8 protein-coding genes are annotated in these 21,388 nt (G+C 62.9%); 5 read left to right on the top strand and 3 right to left on the bottom strand.

Annotated elements, in window-relative coordinates:
• The first annotated feature begins 3 nt into the window (after positions 1-3).
• The 3 genes from AB9N64_RS08985 to AB9N64_RS08975 all read left to right on the top strand — a co-directional run bounded on the left by AB9N64_RS08985 (position 4) and on the right by AB9N64_RS08975 (position 15,767).
• Positions 4-12,900, top strand: coding sequence for a non-ribosomal peptide synthetase (locus tag AB9N64_RS08985; protein ID WP_371360197.1), 12,897 nt, complete (start codon positions 4-6; stop codon positions 12,898-12,900).
• Between the two features lie 151 nt (positions 12,901-13,051).
• Entirely contained in the window at positions 13,052-13,996 is a 945-nt protein-coding gene (locus AB9N64_RS08980) for a hypothetical protein (RefSeq protein WP_371360196.1), read from the top strand.
• Positions 13,908-15,767 (top strand): hypothetical protein, encoded by a 1,860-nt coding sequence (locus AB9N64_RS08975; protein ID WP_371360195.1) that lies wholly within the window; start codon positions 13,908-13,910, stop codon positions 15,765-15,767. The genes AB9N64_RS08980 and AB9N64_RS08975 overlap by 89 nt, the downstream gene beginning before the upstream one ends.
• Before the next feature lie 63 nt (positions 15,768-15,830).
• On the opposite strand, the gene dsbG is transcribed toward AB9N64_RS08975, so the two are convergent.
• Genes dsbG through dsbD form a run of 3 tightly spaced genes read right to left on the bottom strand, consistent with a single transcriptional unit; the run spans position 15,831 to position 19,140 of the window.
• Positions 15,831-16,592 (bottom strand): thiol:disulfide interchange protein DsbG, encoded by a 762-nt coding sequence (gene dsbG / locus AB9N64_RS08970; RefSeq protein ID WP_014719310.1) that lies wholly within the window; start codon positions 16,590-16,592, stop codon positions 15,831-15,833.
• On the bottom strand, positions 16,568-17,413 hold the full coding sequence (locus AB9N64_RS08965) for a TlpA disulfide reductase family protein (protein ID WP_072433718.1): 846 nt from the start codon (positions 17,411-17,413) through the stop codon (positions 16,568-16,570). Before AB9N64_RS08965 ends, dsbG begins: the two co-directional genes overlap by 25 nt.
• Entirely contained in the window at positions 17,413-19,140 is a 1,728-nt protein-coding gene (gene dsbD, locus AB9N64_RS08960; protein ID WP_014719308.1) for a protein-disulfide reductase DsbD, read from the bottom strand. Before dsbD ends, AB9N64_RS08965 begins: the two co-directional genes overlap by 1 nt.
• Positions 19,141-19,315: 175 nt before the next feature.
• On the opposite strand from dsbD, the gene AB9N64_RS08955 reads away from it, so the two are divergent.
• Positions 19,316-19,996, top strand: coding sequence for a response regulator (locus AB9N64_RS08955; protein ID WP_014719307.1), 681 nt, complete (start codon positions 19,316-19,318; stop codon positions 19,994-19,996).
• Positions 19,996-21,315: an ATP-binding protein gene (locus tag AB9N64_RS08950; protein WP_137270664.1), complete on the top strand. Its 1,320-nt coding sequence runs from the start codon at positions 19,996-19,998 to the stop codon at positions 21,313-21,315. The genes AB9N64_RS08955 and AB9N64_RS08950 overlap by 1 nt, the downstream gene beginning before the upstream one ends.
• Positions 21,316-21,388: the final 73 nt, after the last annotated feature.

Raw genomic sequence — 21,388 nt, 5'->3', positions numbered from 1 at the left:
CCCATGATGGACGCCTTCGAACTCCCCCGCACCCTGGTCCAGTCCCTTCAACAGCGTGCTGCGCAGACACCGGATCAGGTGGCGTTGCGCTTCCTCGCCGAGAGCGCCGAGCACAGTGTGGTGCTCAGTTATCGCGACCTCGACCAACGCGCCCGCACCATCGCCGCTGCCCTGCAGGCCAACGCTGGCCTGGGCGAGCGTGCGGTGTTGCTGTTCCCCAGTGGCCCGGACTATGTGGCGGCGTTCTTTGGTTGCCTGTACGCCGGGGTGATCGCGGTGCCGGCGTATCCACCGGAATCCACGCGCCGTCATCACCAGGAGCGCCTGCTGTCGATCATCAGCGATGCTGAGCCGCTGCTGCTGTTGACCATTGCCAGCCTCAGCGAGGGCCTGGCGCAGATTGAAAACGCGCCCAGGGTGTTGAGCGTCGACACCCTGGAGGCGCAGCAGGCCGACCAGTGGGTCGCGCCCGACCTCAAGGCGGACGACATCGCGTTCCTGCAATACACCTCCGGCTCCACCGCATTGCCCAAAGGCGTGCAGGTCAGCCACGGCAACCTGGTGGCCAACGAAGTGCTGATCCGCCGTGGTTTTGGCATCGACCTCAACCCCGATGACGTGATCGTCAGCTGGTTGCCGCTGTACCACGACATGGGCCTGATCGGCGGCCTGCTGCAACCGATCTTCAGCGGCGTGCCCTGCGTGTTGATGTCGCCGGCCTACTTCCTTGGCCGACCTTTGCGCTGGCTGGAGGCGATCAGCGAATACGGCGGCACCATCAGTGGTGGCCCGGATTTCGCCTACCGCCTGTGCAGCGAACGGGTCAGCGAGTCGGCCCTGGAGCGCCTGGACTTGAGCCGCTGGCGCGTGGCCTATTCGGGTTCTGAACCGATCCGCCTCGACACCCTGGAACGCTTCGCGGAAAAATTCGCCGCCTGTGGTTTCACCCCGAATAATTTCTTCGCCTCCTACGGCCTGGCCGAAGCCACCCTGTTTGTCGCCGGCGGTACCCGTAGCCGTGGCATTCCCGCCCTGCGCCTGGACGAACAGGCGCTGGCCGCAAACCGTGCCGAACCGGGGCAGGGCCCTGCGATCATGAGTTGCGGCACCAGCCAGCCGGACCACGCCGTGCTGATCGCCGACCCGCACACCCTCACCGAACTGCCCGACCAGTGCGTCGGCGAACTCTGGGCCACGGGCCCGAGCATCGCCCACGGCTACTGGCGCAACCCGCAAGCCAGCGCCAAGACCTTCGTCCAGCATGCTGGCCGCACCTGGTTGCGCACCGGTGACCTGGGTTTTATCCGCGACGGTGAGGTGTACATCACCGGGCGCCTGAAAGACCTGCTGATCGTGCGCGGCCACAACCTTTACCCCCAGGACATCGAACAGACCATCGAGCGCGAAGTGGAAGTGGTGCGCAAGGGCCGAGTCGCCGCGTTTGCGGTCAATGACCAGGGCCTGGAAGGCATCGGCATCGCCGCGGAAATCAGCCGCAGCGTGCAGAAAATCCTGCCGCCCGAAGCGCTGATCAAAGCGATCCGCCAAGCCGTGGCCGAGGCCTGCCAGCAAGCCCCGAGCGTGGTGGTGCTGCTCAACCCCGGCGCCTTGCCGAAGACCTCCAGCGGTAAAGTGCAGCGTGCGGCCTGTGCGATTCGGCATGCCGATGGCAGCCTCGACAGCTACGCGCAGTTCCCCGGGCAGCAGGGGCAGGCGAGCGAAGTGGCGCTGGAATCGGACCTGCAACAGCGGATCGCGGCGATCTGGTGCGAGCAACTGCAACTGGCCCAGGTGGCGGGCGACGACCACTTTTTCCTGCTGGGGGGCAACTCCATCACCGCGACCCAAGTGGTCGCCCGCCTGCGCGAAAGCCTGGGGCTGGAGCTGAACCTGCGCCTGCTGTTCGAAGCGCCGACACTCGCGGCCTTTGCTGCGGCTGTGGCGCAACTGCAACAGGACGGCGGCGTGGCCCAAGGCGCAATGCACGCCTTATCGCGTCAAGAAGACCTGCCCCAATCCCTGGCACAGAACCGCCTGTGGATCACCTGGCAATTGGACCCTCACAGCAGCGCCTACACCATTCCAGGCGCCTTGCACCTGCGCGGCGAGCTGGATGAAGACTCACTGCGCCACAGCTTCCAGCAACTGATCCAGCGTCACGAAGCCCTGCGCACGCGCTTCTACGAGCGCGATGGTCAGGCGTTTCAGCGTGTCGAGGCTACGGCGGATTTCGAACTGCCGGTCATCGACCTCAGCGACTTGCCAAACGCCGTGCGCGAAGCCCGTGCGCAACAGGTTCGTGAAGACCAGGCGCGCAGCCCGTTCGACCTGGAAACAGGCCCGTTGCTGCGGGTTACCCTGGTGCGCCTGGGCGATGAAGAGCACCAACTGCTGGTGACGCTGCACCACATCATTGCTGACGGTTGGTCGCTGAATATCCTGATCGACGAGTTCTCGCGCCTGTACGCCGCTGCCGCCCAAGGCCAGTCCCTGGAGTTGCCGCCGCTGGCCTTGCAATACGCCGACTACGGCAGCTGGCAGCGCCAATGGCTGGCCGAAGGCGAGGGCCAGCGACAGCTGACGTACTGGACAGCGCAGTTGGGTGACGAGCATCCGGCCCTGAACCTGGCCACCGATCACCCGCGTGCCGCCCAGCATCGGCACAGCGCCTCGCGCCATCGCCAGCGCCTGGATGCGCGCCTCAGTGCGGCGATCCGCCAGACCGCCCAGGCCCATGATTCAACGCCGTTCATGCTGTTGTTGGCGACGTTCCAGACCTTGCTCTATCGCTACAGTGGCCAGCGCAATATCCGTATCGGCGTGCCCAATGCCAACCGCCCACGCCATGAAACCCAGGGCCTGATCGGCTTCTTTATCAACACCCTGGTACTGCGCGCCGAGCTGGACGGGCGCCTGCCGTTCAACCAGCTGTTGGCCGCCACTCGTGAGACCACACTGGCCGCCCAGGCGCATCAGGACTTGCCCTTCGAACAACTGCTGGAAGCCTTCCCCCAGGCCCGCGAACAGGGCCTGTTCCAGGTCATGTTCAACCACCAGCAGCGCGACCTCAGCGCCTTGCGCCGCCTGCCGGGCCTGCTGGCCGATGAGTTGCCCTGGCACAGCCGCGAAGCCAAGTTCGACCTGCAACTGCACAGCGAAGAAGATCGCAATGGGCGCTTGAGCCTGTCGTTCGACTACGCCGACGAGCTGTTCGATTGCGCGACCATCCAGCGTCTGGCCGAGCACTTCATCCATCTACTTCACGCTGTGTGCGCGCAACCACAACACGCCATCGGCGATCTGCCGTTGATGCAGGCTGACGAACAGCAACCCTGGAGCGAAGCCCCCTGCGCGCCGGCCCGGCACTGGCTGCCCCAGCTGCTCAACCAACAGACGTCGGACGCCACCGCATTGGTCTGGCAGGACGGCAGCCTGACCTTCGCCCAACTGCACACCCAGGCCAACCGCCTGGCCCATTACCTGCGCGACAAAGGCGTCGGCCCGGACGTGTGCGTGGCCATCGCCGCCGAGCGTTCGCCGCAACTGCTGATCGGTCTGCTCGCCATCATCAAGGCCGGTGGCGCCTACGTGCCGCTGGACCCGGATTACCCCGCTGAACGCCTGGCCTACATGCTCAAGGACAGCGGCGTGCAACTGCTGCTCACCCAGACCGCGTTGCTGCCCCAACTGCCCAGCGCCGAAGGCGTGTGCGTGATTGCCATGGACAGCCTGCATCTGGACAGCTGGCCGACCCAGGCGCCAGGCTTGCACCTGCACGGCGATAACCTCGCCTACGTGATCTACACCTCCGGTTCCACCGGCCAACCCAAAGGCGTGGGCAACACCCACGGCGCCCTGGCCGAGCGTTTGCAGTGGATGCAGGCCACCTATCAACTGAACGAAACCGATGTGCTGATGCAAAAGGCGCCGATCAGTTTCGACGTGTCGGTGTGGGAATGCTTCTGGCCACTGATTACCGGCTGCCGCCTGGTATTGGCCGGGCCGGGCGAACATCGCGACCCGCACCGCATCGCGCAGCTTGTGCAGGAACATGGGGTGACCACGCTGCACTTCGTGCCACCGTTGTTACAGCTGTTTATCGATGAACCCCTGGCAGCCGAATGCACCAGCCTGCGTCGCCTGTTCTCCGGTGGCGAAGCCTTGCCCGCCGAGTTGCGTAACCGTGTACTGGCGCGCTTGCCCGCGGTGCAATTGCACAACCGCTATGGCCCGACCGAAACCGCGATCAACGTCACCCACTGGCAGTGCGCCGCCTCGGATGGCGAGCGCTCGCCGATTGGCCGGCCATTGGGCAATGTGATCTGCCGCGTACTGGACGAGCAACTCAACCCGCTACCGGCCGGTGTGCCGGGCGAATTGTGCATCGGCGGTATCGGCCTGGCGCGGGGTTACCTGGGCCGTGCCGGGCTGACGGCCGAACGTTTTGTCGCCGACCCGCTGGGCGCGGCGGGCACCCGCTTGTATCGCACCGGTGACCGTGCGCGCTGGAACGCCGATGGTGTGCTCGAATACCTCGGACGCCTCGATCAGCAGGTCAAACTGCGCGGTTTCCGGGTGGAACCGGAAGAAATAGAAGCGCGCCTGCTGGCCCAGGCAGGCATCGCCCAGGCCGTGGTGCTGGTACGTGATGCCCAGTTGATCGGCTACTACACCGCCGACGCCGAACTGGATGAGCAAAGGGTCAAAATCGCCCTGGCTGCCGAGTTGCCGGAGTACATGGTGCCCGCGCTGCTGATGCGCCTGGACGCCATGCCCCTGAGCCCCAGCGGCAAGCTCGACCGGCGTGCCTTGCCAGAGCCGGTATGGCAAACCCGCGAACACGTCGAACCGCATACACCTTTGCAACTGCACATTGCCGCGATCTGGCGCGAGGTGCTTGGCCTGCCACGCATCGGCCTGCGCGATGACTTTTTCGCACTCGGCGGGCACTCGTTGCTGGCCACGCAAATCATCTCCCGCACCCGCCAGGCCTGTGACGTCGAACTGCCGCTGCGCACCCTGTTCGAAGCCAGCGAGCTGGGCGATTTCGCCGAGCAGGTCGGGCTGATCCAGGCGGCGGGCCAGCGCAACCAACAGACGGCCATCGCCAAAGTCGACCGCAGCCAGCCGGTCCCCTTGTCCTATTCCCAGCAGCGCATGTGGTTCCTCTGGCAGATGGAACCGGACAGCCCGGCCTACAACGTCGGCGGCATGGTGCGCCTGCGCGGCGTGCTGGATGTGGGACGTTTCGAGGCCGCCTTGCAGGCCTTGATCATGCGTCACGAAACCCTGCGCACCACTTTCCCCAGTGTCGATGGTGTGGCCTGTCAAAAGGTCTCGGCGCAAACCAATGTGCGCATGGGCTGGCAGGATTTCTCCGCGCTGAATGAGCCGCAGCGCCAGCAGCGTTTGCAGCAACTGGCCGATGTCGAGGCGCACACGCCGTTCAACCTGGAAACCGGGCCGCTGTTGCGCGCCTGCCTGGTCAAGGCCGGCGAGCAGGAACATTACCTGGTGCTGACCCTGCACCATATCGTCACCGAAGGCTGGGCCATGGACATCTTTGCCCGTGAACTCAGCGCCTTGTATGAAGCCTTTATCGACGAGCGCGACTCACCGCTGCCAACGTTGCCGGTGCAGTACCTCGACTACAGCGTATGGCAACGCCAGTGGATGGAAGCCGGTGAGCGCCAGCGTCAGCTGGACTACTGGACCGCCCAACTGGGCAACGAACACCCGTTGCTGGAATTGCCCGGCGACCGTCCACGGCCACCCGTGCAAAGCCACCGGGGCGAGCTGTACCGGTTTGATTTGAGCGATGAGCTGGCCGCCCGCGTGCGAGCCTTCAACGCCCAGCACGGCCTCACGCTGTTCATGACCATGACCGCGACCCTGGCGGTGTTGCTCTACCGCTACAGCGGCCAGACCGACCTGCGCATCGGCGCGCCAGTGGCCAACCGTATCCGTCCGGAAAGCGAAGGCTTGATTGGCGCGTTCCTCAATACCCAGGTGCTGCGTTGCCAGCTCACTGGGCAGATGCGGGTCAGCGAGCTGTTCGAGCAGGTGCGCCATACCGTGATCGAGGGCCAGTCCCACCAGGACCTGCCGTTCGACCATCTGGTGGAAGCCCTGCAACCGCCGCGCAGCGCGGCGTACAACCCGTTGTTCCAGGTGATGTGCAACGTGCAGCGCTGGGAGTTCCAGCAAAGCCGCCAACTGGCTGGCATGACCGTGGAGTACCTGGCCAACGATGCGCGGGCGACCAAGTTCGACCTCAACCTGGAAGTCACCGACCTCGACCATCGCCTGGGTTGCTGCCTGACCTACAGCACCGACCTGTTCGACGAGCCGCGTATTGCGCGTATGGCCGAGCATTGGCGCAACTTGCTTGAAGCGTTGGTCGCCGATCCTGGCCAGCGCCTGAGCGAATTGCCGTTGCTGAGCGCAGATGAACAACGCGCCTTGCAAGACAGCCTGGGGGTGGAGAAGGGCGAGCATCGCCTCGACCAGTGCATCCATCAACTGTTCAGCCAGCAGGCCAGCCAGCGGCCGGAGTCCCCGGCGCTGACCTTTGCCGGTGTGACCCTCTCGTATGCGCAACTGGATGAGCGCGCCAACCGCCTGGCCTGGATGCTGCGCGAGCGTGGCGTGGGCCCGCAGGTGCGCGTGGGCCTGGCGCTGCCGCGTTCGCTGGAAATGGTCATCGGTTTGCTGGCGATCCTCAAGGCCGGCGGTGCCTATGTGCCGTTGGACCCGGAATACCCGCTGGACCGCCTGCATTACATGATCGAAGACAGTGGCATCGGCCTGCTGCTCAGTGATGCGGCCCTATTCGAAGCTCTTGGTGAGTTGCCGGCGACGGTGGCGTGCTGGTGCCTGGAGGATGACTCGCCGGTGCTGGCGAATTACCCCGCCGAAGCGCTGCCGTTCGTGAGTCTGGCGCAACACCAGGCGTACCTCATCTACACCTCGGGTTCCACGGGCAAGCCCAAAGGCGTGGTGGTGTCCCACGGTGAGATCGCCATGCATTGCCAGGCGGTGATCGAGCGCTTTGACATGCGCCCGGATGACTGCGAGCTGCACTTTTACTCGATCAACTTCGATGCTGCCACCGAGCGTTTGCTGGTGCCGCTGCTGTGCGGGGCGCGGGTGGTATTGCGCGCCCAGGGCCAGTGGGATGCGGAGGAAATCTGCGCGCTGATCCGTACCCATCGCATCAATGTGCTCGGTTTCACCCCGAGCTACGGCAGCCAGTTGGCGCAGTGGCTGGCGACCCAGCAACAGACACTGCCGGTGCGCATGTGCATCACCGGTGGCGAAGCCTTGACCGGCGAACACCTGCAACGCATCCGCGCAGCGTTCACGCCCCAGCTGTTCTTCAACGCCTACGGCCCCACCGAAACCGTGGTGATGCCCCTGGCCAGCCTGGCGCCCGAGCAGTTGGAGGAGGGCGCTGGCAGTGTGCCGATCGGCAGCATCGTCGGCGAGCGCGTGGCTTACATTCTCGACGCCGACCTGGCGCTGGTACCCCAGGGTGCCAGCGGTGAGCTGTACATCGGTGGCGCAGGCCTGGCCCAGGGTTACCACCAGCGGCCGGGGATGACGGCGGAGCGCTTTGTCGCAGACCCGTTTGCTGGCAAGGGCGGGCGCCTGTACCGCACCGGCGACCTGGTACGCCAACGCGCCGATGGCCTGGTGGAGTACCTGGGGCGCATCGACCATCAGGTGAAGATTCGCGGTTTTCGCATCGAACTGGGCGAAATCGAAACGCGCTTGCTCGAACATGACGCTGTGCGCGAAGCGGTGGTGCTGGCACTGGATGCGCCGAGCGGCAAGCAATTGGTGGCGTACCTGGTCAGCGATGCCGAGCACGCCGCTTTGCGCGACGCGTTGAAGGCGCACCTCAAGGCGCAACTGCCGGACTACATGGTGCCCGCGCATCTGATCGTGCTGCAGAGCATGCCGCTGACCGCCAACGGCAAGCTCGACCGCCGTGCCTTGCCTGAGCCGGACCCAGAGGCCAATCGCCAAGCCTACGTCGCGCCGCGCAGCGAGCTGGAACACAGCCTGGCCGCCATCTGGTGCGCGGTGCTGAACGTGGAGCAAGTGGGCCTCGACGATAACTTCTTTGAACTGGGCGGCGACTCGATCCTGTCGATCCAGGTGGTGAGCCGGGCGCGCCAGGCCGGGATTCATTTCAGCCCCCGTGACCTGTTCCAGCACCAGACCGTACAGAGCCTGGCTGCCGTGGCGACTCGCTCGGAGCTCATTATCGCCGAGCAAGGATTGCTGACCGGCCCCTCGGGCCTCACGCCGATCCAGCACTGGTTCTTCGACACCGACATCCCGGCGCGCCAGCACTGGAACCAGGCATTGGTGCTCAAGCCACTGCAACTGCTCGATGCCCATCGCCTGGAGCAAGCGTTGCTGGCGGTGCTGGAACACCACGACGCGCTGCGCTTGAGCTTTACCCCGCGCGATGCGCAATGGCATGCCGAATACCTGGGCGTGCCGGAAGGCGGCGTGCTGCTGCAGGCGCAGGTGCGCGACATGCAGGCGTGCACGGCGTTGTTCACCGACACCCAGCGCAGCCTCGACCTGGCACAGGGGCCGCTGTTGCGCGCCTTGCTGGTGGACGGGCCGCAAGGCCAGCAACGCCTGCTGATCGCCATCCATCACCTGGTGGTGGACGGCGTGTCGTGGCGCGTCCTGCTGGAAGACCTGCAAAACGTTTACCGCCAACTCAGTGAAGGCCAGTCCGTCAGCCTGCCGGCCAAGACCAGCGCGCTGCGCGATTGGGCGGCGCGCTTGCAAGCCTATGCTCACAGCGAATCCCTGCGCGAAGAGTTGAGCCTGTGGCAAGCGCAATTGGCTGGCCCCGCCGTGACCTTGCCGGTGCAGCGCCCACACGGAACATTGCGAAACTGCGATGCCGACACGGTCAGCGTGCGCCTGGATGCCGAGCGCACCCGGCAGTTGCTGCAACAGGCGCCGAGTACCTATCGCACCCAGGTCAACGACCTGTTGCTCACCGCCCTGGTCCGCGTACTGTGCCGCTGGAGCGGGCAGGCCTCGGCACTGATCCAGCTGGAAGGCCATGGCCGCGAAACCTTGTTCGATGACATCGACCTGACCCGCAGCGTGGGCTGGTTCACCAGTGCCTATCCGTTGCGCCTGACGCCGCAGGCCGAGCAGGGCGACTCGATCAAGGCGATCAAGGAGCAACTGCGTGGTGTGCCCCATAAAGGCTTGGGTTATGGCGTGCTGCGTTACCTGGCCGATGACCTGTGCAAACAGAGCATGGCCGCCTTGCCGAGCGCGCAGATCACCTTCAACTACCTGGGCCAGTTCGACCAGAGTTTCGGCGCTGACGCGTTGTTCCATCCGCTGGAGGAAACCGCCGGTCTGGCCCATGACCCGGATGCGCCGTTGCCCAATGAACTGAGCATCGACAGCCAGGTCTACGGCGGCGAGCTGGTGCTGCGTTGGACGTTCAGCCGTGAGCGTCATGATCAGCAGGTGATTCGCGATCTGGCCGAGGCTTACCTGGCCGAATTGCACAGCCTTATCGCCCATTGCCTGCAGGATGATGCCGGCGGCCTCACGCCGTCCGACTTCCCCCTGGCACACCTGACCCAGGTGCAACTGGACGCCTTGCCGGTCCCGGCCAGCGCCATCGAAGACGTCTACCCGCTGACCCCGATGCAGGAGGGCTTGCTGCTGCACACGCTGCTGGAGCCCGGCACCGGCCTGTATTACATGCAGGACCGCTATCGCATCAACAGCGCCCTGGACCCGGAGCGTTTTGCCCAGGCCTGGCAAGCGGTGATCGCCCGCCACGAAGCCTTGCGTGCCTCGTTCTGCTGGAACGTCGGCGAAGACATGCTGCAAGTGATCCACAAGCCCGGCAGCACGCCGATTGAGTACCTGGACTGGAGCGCCGACCCGCAGGATGAGCAGGAGCCGCGTCTGCAAGCCTTGCTCAAGGCCGAGCGCGAAGCCGGCTTTGACCTGCTCAATCAAGCACCTTTCCACTTGCGGCTGATCCGCGTGGCCGAGGCGCGCTACTGGTTCATGATGAGCAACCACCACATCCTGATCGATGCCTGGTGCCGTTCGCTGCTGATGAATGACTTCTTCGATATCTACACAGCCCTGGGCGAAGGCCGCGATGCGCAACTGGCCGCGCCGCCGCGCTACCGCGACTACATTGCCTGGCTGCAACGCCAGAACCTCAACGAAGCGCGCCAGTGGTGGCAGCAAAACTTGCAAGGCTTCGAGCGCGCCACGCCGATCCCGAGCGACCGCCCGTTCCTGCGCGAACACGCTGGTGGCAGCGGCGGCATGGTGGTGGGCGACTGCTACACCCGCCTGGATGCCCGCGACGGTGCGCTACTGCGCGAACTGGCCCAGGCGCATCAGCTTACCGTCAACACCTTCGCCCAGGCGGCGTGGGCCCTGGTGCTGCGGCGTTTGAGTGGTGATCGCGATGTGCTGTTCGGCGTCACCGTGGCCGGGCGCCCGGTGGACATGCCCGAGATGCAACGTACCGTCGGCCTGTTTATCAACAGCATCGCGTTGCGGGTAAAACTGCCCGAGGACGGCCAGCGCTGCAGCGTGCGCCAGTGGTTGAGCGCCTTGCTCGACAGCAATATGCAATTGCGCGAGTACGAATACCTGCCGCTGGTGACGATCCAGGAGCATAGCGAACTGCCCAAGGGCCAGCCGCTGTTCGACAGCCTTTTTGTGTTCGAGAACGCGCCAGTGGAAGTCTCGGTGCTGGACCGTGCGCAAAGCCTGAACGCCACCTCGGATTCTGGCCGTACCCACACCAACTTCCCGCTGACGGCGGTGTGCTATCCAGGCGATGACCTCGGTTTGCACCTGTCCTACGACCAGCGTTATTTCGACGAAAGCACCGTGCAAGGCATGCTCGCTGAATTCAAGCGCCTGTTGCTGGCGCTGGTGCAGGGCTTCCATGGTGACATGGACGAGCTGGCGCTGATGGGTGAGCAGGAACGTGAATTCCTCGTGGAAGGCTGTAACCAGAGCGCACATGCCTACCCGCTGGAACGCAGCTATATCGAGTTGTTCGAGGCGCAGGTCGCGCAGCATCCGCAGCGTATCGCCGCCAGTTGTCTTGACCAGCAATGGAGCTACGAGGATCTGAATCGCCGCAGCAATGGCCTCGGCCACGCGCTGATTGCGGCGGGTGTCGGCCTGGACCAACCGGTGGCGTTGTTGGCTGAACGTGGGCTGGATTTGCTCGGCATGATCATCGGCAGCTTCAAGGCCGGCGCCGGCTACCTGCCGTTGGACCCGGGCCTGCCGGGCCAGCGCCTGAGCCGCATCATCGACCTGAGCCGCACGCCGTTGCTGGTGTGCACCGAGGCGTGCCGTGAACAGGCCATCGAGTTGCTCGAAGGTGTCGATTGCCAGTTGCTGGTGTGGGAGGAAATTCCCGCCCGTGGTGAAAACCCAAGTGTCTACAGTGGCCCGGACAACCTTGCTTACGTGATCTACACCTCAGGCTCCACCGGCTTGCCCAAGGGTGTGATGGTGGAACAGCGCGGCATGCTCAACAACCAATTGAGCAAGGTACCGTACCTGAACCTGAGCGATGCCGATGTGATCGCCCAGACCGCGTCGCAAAGCTTCGATATTTCTGTGTGGCAGTTCCTCGCCACGCCGCTGTTTGGCGCGCGTGTGGACATTGTGCCCAATACCATCGCCCATGATCCGCAAGGGTTGTTGGCCCACGTTCAAGCACAGGGCATCACCGTGCTGGAGAGTGTGCCGTCGCTGATCCAGGGCATGTTGGCCCAGGAGCGTATCCGCCTCGACGGCCTGCGCTGGATGTTGCCGACCGGGGAGGCCATGCCACCTGAGCTGGCCCATCAGTGGCTGCTGCGTTACCCGCAAATTGGCCTGGTGAATGCCTACGGCCCGGCGGAATGCTCCGATGATGTGGCGTTCTTCCGCGTCGATCTGGCGTCGACCCGTGGCACTTACCTGCCGATTGGTACGCCGACCGACAACAACCGTTTGTACCTGCTCGATGGCGCATTGGAACTGGTGCCCCAAGGCGCCGTGGGCGAGTTGTGCGTCGCTGGCACCGGTGTCGGTCGCGGCTACGTCAGCGATCCGCTGCGTACTGCCCAGGTCTTTGTGCCCAACCCATTTGGCGCGCCCGGCGAGCGGCTCTACCGTACCGGCGATCTGGCGCGGCGCCGCAGCGACGGCGTGTTGGAGTACGTCGGTCGGATCGACCATCAAGTGAAGATTCGCGGCTACCGCATTGAACTGGGTGAAATCGAAGCGCGCCTGCACGAACAACCTGACATCCGCGACGCGGCGGTCGGGGTTCAGGAGGGCGTCAATGGTAAGCATCTGGTTGGCTACCTGGTGGCGGCCGATGCAACATTGAACACTGGCGAGCGCCTGGAGCGCATCAAGCAACGCCTGCGTGCCGAACTGCCCGAATACATGGTGCCGCTGCATTGGCTATGGCTTGACCGCCTGCCCCTGAATGCCAACGGTAAACTCGACCGCAAGGCCCTGCCGGCCCTGGAGATTGGTCAGTTGCACAGCCAGGACTATGTGACGCCTCGCACTGAACTGGAAGCCACGTTGGCGGCTATCTGGGCTGAGGTGCTGAGGGTCGAACGGGTCGGGGTGCGGGACAACTTCTTCGAACTGGGCGGGCACTCGCTGCTGGCTACGCAGATCGCTTCACGGGTGCAGAAAACGTTGCAGCGCGACGTGCCGCTGCGGGCGATGTTCGAGTGCAGCACGGTGGCGGAGCTGGCGGAGTATATCGACGGGTTGGCGGCCAATGAGATCAGTGCCGAGAAGGTGGATCGGTTGAGTGATTTGATGGCGGAGTTGGAGGGGTTGTAAGCCAGCCGCTGGTCTGGAATACCCATTTTTTTCGGTAAAACTGTCAAATTTGACAGTAGGCAAGCTTCCTGAACCACGTGTTAGATAACCGCAGTTTCTGGCCCGCTCGGCCAGGCCCGACGGTGATCTAACGCTGGACAGGAGTCTTATCGTGGTTAAAAAAACGCTCTCTGAAAAACCTATTTCCGCTCAGGCCTCTGGCGTGTTGCAAGCGACTGAAGCGGAGTTGCCCTATGCGGTTATCCAGTACGCCACCAATAACAGTGTGCTGTATCCGATCGATGCGATCGATGGCACTACGGCGACACTGACCTTGCCGGCGAATGCCACCCATGTCACGTTCTACCTGGCGATCAAGGATCAAGAGGAGCCCGCCTTCGAGCCTGTTTCTGTCGCAAACGGGCTTGATGTCGTCGATATTCCTGCAAACTGGATCAGTTACTGCATCGGGCATACGGTATTGATCAAGTACACGGCCAATGCAGGTGGCCGAGCGTTGGAGTCCTTGACACTGGAGTTGAAAGTCCAACAGATCCGGGAGGAGCACCTGGTGGTATCAAGGCCGGTGTTTGCGCATTCCAAAGAGGAGGAGCCGAACACCTGGCGGCTGAAGATGCAGAGCTTCACTGGCGATGAAACCGTTCACATTAAGGCATGGCCAATGATTTATGTGGGCCAGCGCCTGTTTGTCACCGTCGCGGGTAATCAGCATGTCACGCCGTATCGCTTCAGATGGGTGGCGTTGGATCACGTCGTACAGCTTCATGAGGCTCATGCTGATCACGTTTTCAGGTTCTCTCTGTCGCGAGGCTGGTTATCCAGACTCAACGACTATTCGTCTATCACTGCCCATCTGGGGGGTGATTTGGGACAAGACTGCGCCTGTGTTTCCCGAGCCAGGCAACCCGCTTCTGGAAAATCCGCTGCCTTTAAATGCCCAGGATTTTCACCTGCGCACGACCTCGCTCTTGCACGTAGACCCGGCCCAGGATCTGGACCCACCCCATTTGCGCGAATCGGTGGAGCTGCCTCCAGGCCAATGGCAGGTCAATCCCACCAACACGGTCAACGGTGGGCATGCCACTGTCAGTTATGAAGGCATGTATGAAGGTGACCATGTCTGTGCTTACGCGTCCGGGCCAAATTACGGGCCTGTGGCACTCGGTTGCCAGGAGGTGAAGAGCGGCGAAACGAACCTGTCATTCGATGTCGCTCCAGACATCATCGCAGCCCTTTTCAACAAGACCTTGACGCTGAACTACAGCCTTCGATTCAACAGTTACGAGCCCCAGTATTCGCCTGAGCGCTTGATCAAAGTACTTGCGCCACACCTGACCAGACCAGGCATTGAACAGGCAACGGGGAATACCTTGGACCTAAACAACTTTAGCGGGAATGCGACGGGGGTGGTGCCTGCTTGGAATTATGCGGCAGAGAAGCAATGTTGCTGGATGTGGGTAACCGGTACGCTTGAGGATGGCAGCGACTATTGTTTTTATGTGTTGGAGGGCGTGCCGCTTGAAGCTGCCTGGTTACACGATGGGGTCGATACGCCGATGGACAGGACCAAACTGCAAAAGTTGGCGGATTGCAGCGAGTTTGAGCTGCATTTTGCGGCGAACTTCGATGGCCAGTGTGCGTTGGAGCCTGCCGTTGAGTTCCGAGTTCGGACTTTCAGCATCGAGCAAGAGGCTTTGACACTACCCCCTCCAAGGGTGTGCCAAGCGGTGGATGATCAACTGACCATCTGGAATGGGCGGAACGGTGTGACGGTGCGGGTGGAGTATGAGCGGATTAGCTCCCTTCATACGATCGGGGTGAAGTGGGTCAAACCGGACGGTACGAGCCTGCCGTTGGAGTCAAAACCGGGCAACAGCGATCCGGGCTATGTGGATTTCGCGATCCCGCGTGAAGCGGTGATCCAGGGTGCAGGTAAAACCATCCTGATCCATTACATAGTGACCAGTACTTGTAAGCTGGCGCCGTCGAAGACGCTTGCGTTGAAGATCAGTGTGCCGACCCGGTTGCCGACACCCGTTGTGCCAGAGGCTACGTCACCTGCTGCCCAAGGTGGGGTCCTGGATCTACGGACGTTCCCCGCAGATGCACATATAGCCGTCAATGACGAAAACTTCGATAGGGCTTGGTGGTTCGCGCTGGAAGGACAGAAAGGCTGGTTGGAATGTACCGGCACTAAGGAGGACGGTTCTTCACACACCGTTCACGTGATGACGGATGAGTTGATTACGCTGTCTGATGTGAACAACGGCCTGAAGCGTGTGTTAGCGCGTTCCGATCTGGAAGGGTTTCGCGATAAGACACCTTTGACCATTGTCTTCAAGGTGAACACTGATGGCAGTACCAGTGTGTCTGATGCGATCGAGTTTCCGGCACTGCTATTGACGCTACGCAAACGATTCAGCGATATAACTGATTTTGACCCTAGTAAAAAAGGCTGGAATGGATGGCAAAAAGGAGCGGGTGCCGCAGACCCCAGGGACATGGTTCCAAAACAAGTGGGCGGTCAACATTATTTGTTTGATTGGGGTTATACCAACACTCGAGACTTGGCTACTCAGAGAGAGAAGTTGTTCAAAGTATTCAGCGACCTGGAGATTGGCCGTACCTACACGTTCAGTGTCGACGTTCGTGATAACAGTGGCGCGCGTCCGTTGCCGATAATTGCTCTAGTCGCTTCGGGAAAAGAAATTGTCACCCCGACGCTATTGGATACACGGATCTGGAGAACGTTAAAAGGTGTGTTTACTCCGTCATCGTCTGTAGTAAGGCTCAGTATTGATAATGTGCAATTGGGGATGGGGGGTAATGATTTTGATGTGACATTGCTGGTTGTTGAGGAAGTTTAATCGGGGCCATGACGAGAATGCCTGCGTTAACACAGGCATTCTTGTTCACGAACTTAGGGCTGATTACTTCGGCCCAAGAATCTTCACCAACTTCTCCGGCGACGGCGCCCCTTGCTGCTGCTGCAACCCACCCTTGTCATCCAGATAGAAGATCGCCGGCGTCGCCGACAACTCCAGTTCATCCATCAGCTTCATATTGGCATCAAGCTTGGCCTCGACCTCGGCCGGGATCTTTTCCAGCGCCTTGAGCTTGCTGCCCTTGCCGGCGGCTTCGTGTTCTTGCAGGGCTTTTTGCGGGTCTTTGGCGGCGAGCAGGGCCGCGGATTTGCCTGGGCTGTCTTCGCGGATGATGCCGACCATGATGTGGCGCAACTGCACCTTGCCGGCCTTCACCCACGGGCGCGCCTGTTCCCAGAACATGTTGCAGTACGGGCAGTTGGGGTCGCTGAACAGGTAGACGGTGCGCGGGGCATTTTTGTCGCCGTCCTGGATCCAGCTGCTGTTTTCCATCTTGGCCCAGACTTCCTTGGCCATCGGCGCGTACACCAGTTTTTCCAGGGGCGCGGTGCTCAGGTCATTGCCCTGGGCGTCGTACAGGTTGCCGGCGATCACGTGCTTGCCGTCGGCGGTCAGGTACAAGGCCATGCCACGGTTCTGGTACTGGGCGGCGTAGCCGGTAAGGCCACTGGGCGCATCGAATTTGCCGATGATCTTGGCACCCTTGGCTTCGATCTGTTTGATCGGGGCCGGCAGGTCTTCGGCCTGGGCCAGCGTAGCGGCTAGCGTCAAAGGCAGCAGGGTCAGCAGGTGGCGGAGGCGAGGCATGTCGGTTTCCTTGTTGTGGTGTTGTCGAAGGGTTCCATGGCACGGGCCAGGCTGGCTTCGGAGAGTTCGCCCAGGTGGCTGTTGATCAGGCGCCCATCGGCTTGGTAGAACAGCGTAGTCGGCAAGGCCATGGAACCCACGGCCTGGCCGAGGCGGCCGCTGGCGTCGAACAGCACGTTGTCCAGGGTCAGGCCCTGGGTGGCCAGGTAGGTGCTGACGCTTTGCATGCTTTCGGCCTGGTTGACGAACAGGAAGGTCACGTCGGGGCGCATGCGCTGGGCGTTTTCCAGTACGGGCATTTCGCGTCGGCACGGCGGGCACCAGGTGGCCCAGAGGTTGATCACCAACGGGCCGCCTTGATAATCCGCCAGTTGCACCACCTCGCCATTGGCATTGCGCAGGGTGATATCCGGCAGGCGCGTGCCTTTTTCGTACAGACTGAGGGACAGGCTGGTCATGCCCCAGAACAACAGGCCGGTGATCACCCCGGCGCTGAGCGGCTTGCGAAGGGCCGGGCGACGCCAGCCGTACGCCAGCGCGCCGAGGATCAGCGCGATGATCCCGGGCCAGGCGAGAAAGCCGCCGTCACGCAGGTCGACCATTTCCACCCAGTCGTTGCTGTAATAACTCCAGTACATCAGCACAAAGCTGACGCGGGCGGCGAGCAGGCCCAGCAGAAACAGGCTGAACAGCACCGACTCCGGGTTTTCGCCGCCGCGCTTGGCCACGCGCCAGCCCACCAGGGTGGCGAGAATCAGCGCGCTGATCAGCAGCAGGTGATTCAGGGCGATGGCGAAGGTGCCGATGGTAAGGGTCAGCATCAGAGAGCGTCCCGCGTCTGGGTCCAGCGTTGCAGGAAGGCGGCGGCGTCTACTTCCCCGGTGATGCGTTGGGCGCGGCGTTCTTCACCGTCCGGGCCGATCCACACGAAGCTCGGTGGCCCTGGCACTTTGTAGCGGCCCAGCAGCTCGCGGCTGGCAGCGTTGTCGGCGGTGACGTCCAGGCGCAGCAAGCGCACGTTTTTGAGCGCGTCCATCACCTCGGGTTTGCCGAACACCTGTTTTTCCATGATCTTGCACGACACGCACCAGTCGGCGTAATAGTCCAACAGCACCCACTGGCCCTGGGCCTTGGCGCTGTCGAGTTGGCTTTGCAGTACGGCCGGGTCGCTTACCGTGGTGAAGGCATCGTGGGCGCTCGGTGCACCGGCGACCTTTGAGCCGCTGTAAACCTTCAAGGGTTGCCACAGCTCATCGCTGCCACCGGCCGCCCCCACCACCAGCACCGCGCCCCACAGGCCCAGCACCAGGGAACCGGCGCCGAACACCTTGGCCGCCAGGCCGAACTCACGGGCCAGCGCCCAGCCGCAGTACGCCATCACCAGCGCCAAGGCGCCCCACAGGCCGATCCACAGGCTGTCGCCGACTACCGGGCGAATCATCAGCACCGCGGTGCCCAGGAACAGGAAGCCGAAGATGCCCTTGAGCACGTTCATCCAGGTGCCCGGCTTGGGCAGGAAGCGGTTGCCCACAGTGACCAACAGCAACAACGGAATGCCGATACCGATGCCCATGGCGAACAGGATCAGGCCACCGTGCAGCGCATTGCCGCTCTGGGCGATGTACAGCAGGGCGCCAGCCAGGGGCGCGGTCATGCACGGCCCCACCAGCAGGCCGGACAATGCGCCGAGCACACCGGCACCCACCAGGCTGCCACCGCTTTGCTGGCGGCTGACGTTATCGAGGCGGTCGCGCAGGAAGGCGGGCAGTTGCAGTTCAAAGAAGCCGAACATCGGCAGGGCGAGCAGCACGAACAACGCGGCAAAGCTGCCAAGGATCCAGGGGGTTTGCAGCAACGCCGCCAGGTTGGCGCCGAGCAACGCGGCCATCACCCCCAGGGCGGCATACACCAGCGCCATGCACACCACGTAACTGCCGGCCAGGGCAAAGCCACGGCGCGGGCTGGCGCCACTGCCCACCACCAGGCCGGCGAGGATCGGCAGCATCGGCAACGAGCAGGGCGCAAACGCCAACAGCAGGCCCAGGCCGAAGAACACCAGCAGGCTCCACCCCAGGCTGCGCTGTTGCAGGCCGCTGGCCAGGCTTTGGTCCTGGGCTTGCGCGGTCGCGGCGACGGCCGGGTTGCCGCCCAGGTCCACGGTGATCGACTGCGGCGGATAGCACAGACCCGCATCGGCGCAGCCCTGCCAGCCGAGCTTGACCTGGCCGGTGGTGCCGGCGGGGATCTTCACCTCCAGGCCCTGGCGATAGACTTGCTGCTCGCCAAAGAACTCGTCGCTATGGGCTTCACCCTCGGGCAGCACGGGTTTTTCGGCCAGGCCGTCGAACTTCATGCGTTGCTGGTACAGGTAATAACCGTCGGCAATCTGCCAAAACAGCTGGGTTTCGCCGCTCTCAAGACGTTCGGAGGTAAAGGCGAAGGCTTTGCCCACCGGGAGGAAGTCGGGTTTGGTTTCGAAGGGGCTGCCCGGCGCTGCCTGGGCGAATCCCGCGAACAACACCAGCAGAAAGGTAAACAGATGCCGCATGGTCAAGCCTTAGTTCGATGCAAGTGAGGCACACAATGTGTGGCGTTGATTAACCGATGATTAACCGCCGCTATTCTAGAGCGTAGGGATTATCCGGTGTTGCGAACTTTAGCGGCATAATGCGCGCTTAATCCGTGGCTTTTCTAATCGCGCCATCTTTCATGAAGGGTTAACCATGCACGTACTGGTCTGTGAAGACGACGAACTGATCGCCAGTGGCATCGTGGCCGGCCTGACTGCCCAGGGCTTCACCGTGGAGCGCGTGGCCACGGCCTCGGCTGCGCGGGCGATGCTCAAGGCCGCGGCCTTCGACATTATGGTGCTCGACCTTGGCCTGCCCGACGAAGACGGCCTCAAGCTGCTGCAACAACAGCGCAGCCAGGGGTTGGACATTCCGGTGCTGATCCTCACCGCGCGGGACTCGGTGACCAACCGCGTCGACGGCCTGCAAGCCGGCGCCGACGACTACCTGCTCAAGCCCTTCGACCTGCGTGAACTCGCTGCTCGCCTGCAAACCCTGCTGCGCCGTGTGGCGGGACGCAGCGTCAATCTGATCGAACATGGCCGCCTGGCCTACGACCCCAGCAGCCGCGAGACCTTCCTCGGCGGCCAGCCGGTAGATTTGTCCCGGCGTGAACAGGCGTTGTTGCAGGCGCTTTTGCACAACAAGGGCCGCGTACTGTCCAGTGAACAGCTCAAGGACAGCGTCTACGGCTTCAGCGACGAACTGGAAAGCAACGCCCTCAACGTGCATATCCACCACCTGCGGCGCAAGTTGGGCAATGGCATCGTCGAAACCGTCAGGGGGCTGGGCTATCGCCTGGGCACCGCTGATGGGGGAGAAAACACGCCGTGATGAGCTTGCGCCTGCGCCTGACGTTCAAGCTGGGCGCCGCTTTTGTACTGATCTGGGTGCTGGCGGCCGCCTGGATGCTCAACGATTTGCGCAACCAGATGATGTTTTCCCTCGACCAGCGCCTGGTGGCTTCGGCGCGCATGGTAGCCGGGCTCACCGAGCAGATGCCGGGCCTGGCCAGCGTCAGCGGTGGCGCGCATTTGCGTACCGAACAACTGAATGTGCCGGGCGGCATGGCCTGCCAGGTCAGTTCGTTGCGCGGCGAGATCCTGGCGCGCAGCCATACCACGCCGGAGGAAGGGCTGGAGTCGCGCCGCAGCGGTTTTCGCGACCAGATCATCGACGGCGTGGGCTGGCGCAGCTTTACCCTGTCCCGTGGCGACTTGCTGATCACCACCGCCGACCGCCAGGTGGAGCGTGAAGCCCTCAACCTGTCGATCCTGCTGGCGGCGTCGGTGCCGGTCGGTGTGGCATTGCTGGGCTGCCTGTGCCTGCTATGGCTGGGCATCGGCCAGAGCCTGGTGCCGCTCAACCGTATGCGTGATGCCTTGATGCGGCGCAGTGCCGATTCCCTGGAACCCTTGCAGATTCACCCGCTGCCCAGTGAACTCAAGCCGTTGCTCGACACCCAGAACCAACTGCTGCAGCGCATCGCCAAGACCATCGAGCGCGAACGTCGCCTGACCGGCGACGCCGCCCATGAGCTGCGCAGCCCGTTGACCGCGATCAAGACCCACCTGCAAGTCGCGCGCATGACCGAGGGCGCGGCCCGCGACCAGTCCCTGGCGCACGCCGAGGAGGGCGCCGACCGCTTGCATCGCACCCTGGAGCAACTGTTGTTGCTGGCGCGGGTGGAGGGCAGCCTGTCGTTTGACGATGGCCTGCAATCCAGTGCCGAGGAAGTCGCCCGGTTGGCGATCCAGGATGCCAACGCCGGCGACAATTCACGCATTGATCTGATCCTGGCGCCGGATCTTTCCCCTGTGCCAGTGGCAATGCCCGTTGGCCTTGCCGTCGCGGCCTTGCGTAACCTGCTGGACAACGCCTTGCGCCATACCCCCGCCGATACCCGCGTGGAACTGCAGGTGTTTTCTACCCCGGATAACCTGGTGTTCCGCGTGCGTGACCATGGCCAGCAGATCTCCAGCGAAGACCTGCAATACCTCACCCAACGCTTTTGGCGCAATGGCAGCAGCGAAGGTTGTGGCCTGGGCTTGGCGATTGTCCAGGCGATCGTGCAGCGTTGCTCCTGCTCGCTGCACTTCGACAGCCAGCCCGATGGTATGCGGGTCGACCTGGGCATGCCGTTGCGGCGCTGAGCTGCCCTTTTCACGTGGCAAATAATTACCGCCCGCCTGAGGCTCAAGTCTTCAGGATGGCGGTAATTTTTTT

It is taken from the genome of Pseudomonas sp. KT_2_4 (genome assembly GCF_041410225.1).
GTDB lineage: Bacteria > Pseudomonadota > Gammaproteobacteria > Pseudomonadales > Pseudomonadaceae > Aquipseudomonas > Aquipseudomonas paracarnis.
Note: the sequence above shows the minus strand (reverse complement) of the source record. Positions and strands in the feature narration are given on the sequence as shown.

Bases quoted from the DNA above. Each gene is read 5' to 3' on its own strand.
- AB9N64_RS08985 (WP_371360197.1), top strand. From the start codon at position 4: ATGATGGACGCCTTCGAACTCCCCCGCACCCTGGTCCAGTCCCTTCAA.
- dsbD (WP_014719308.1), bottom strand. From the start codon at position 19,140: ATGCGGCATCTGTTTACCTTTCTGCTGGTGTTGTTCGCGGGATTCGCC.
- AB9N64_RS08965 (WP_072433718.1), bottom strand. From the start codon at position 17,413: ATGCTGACCCTTACCATCGGCACCTTCGCCATCGCCCTGAATCACCTG.
- AB9N64_RS08950 (WP_137270664.1), top strand. From the start codon at position 19,996: ATGAGCTTGCGCCTGCGCCTGACGTTCAAGCTGGGCGCCGCTTTTGTA.
- AB9N64_RS08955 (WP_014719307.1), top strand. From the start codon at position 19,316: ATGCACGTACTGGTCTGTGAAGACGACGAACTGATCGCCAGTGGCATC.
- dsbG (WP_014719310.1), bottom strand. From the start codon at position 16,592: ATGCCTCGCCTCCGCCACCTGCTGACCCTGCTGCCTTTGACGCTAGCC.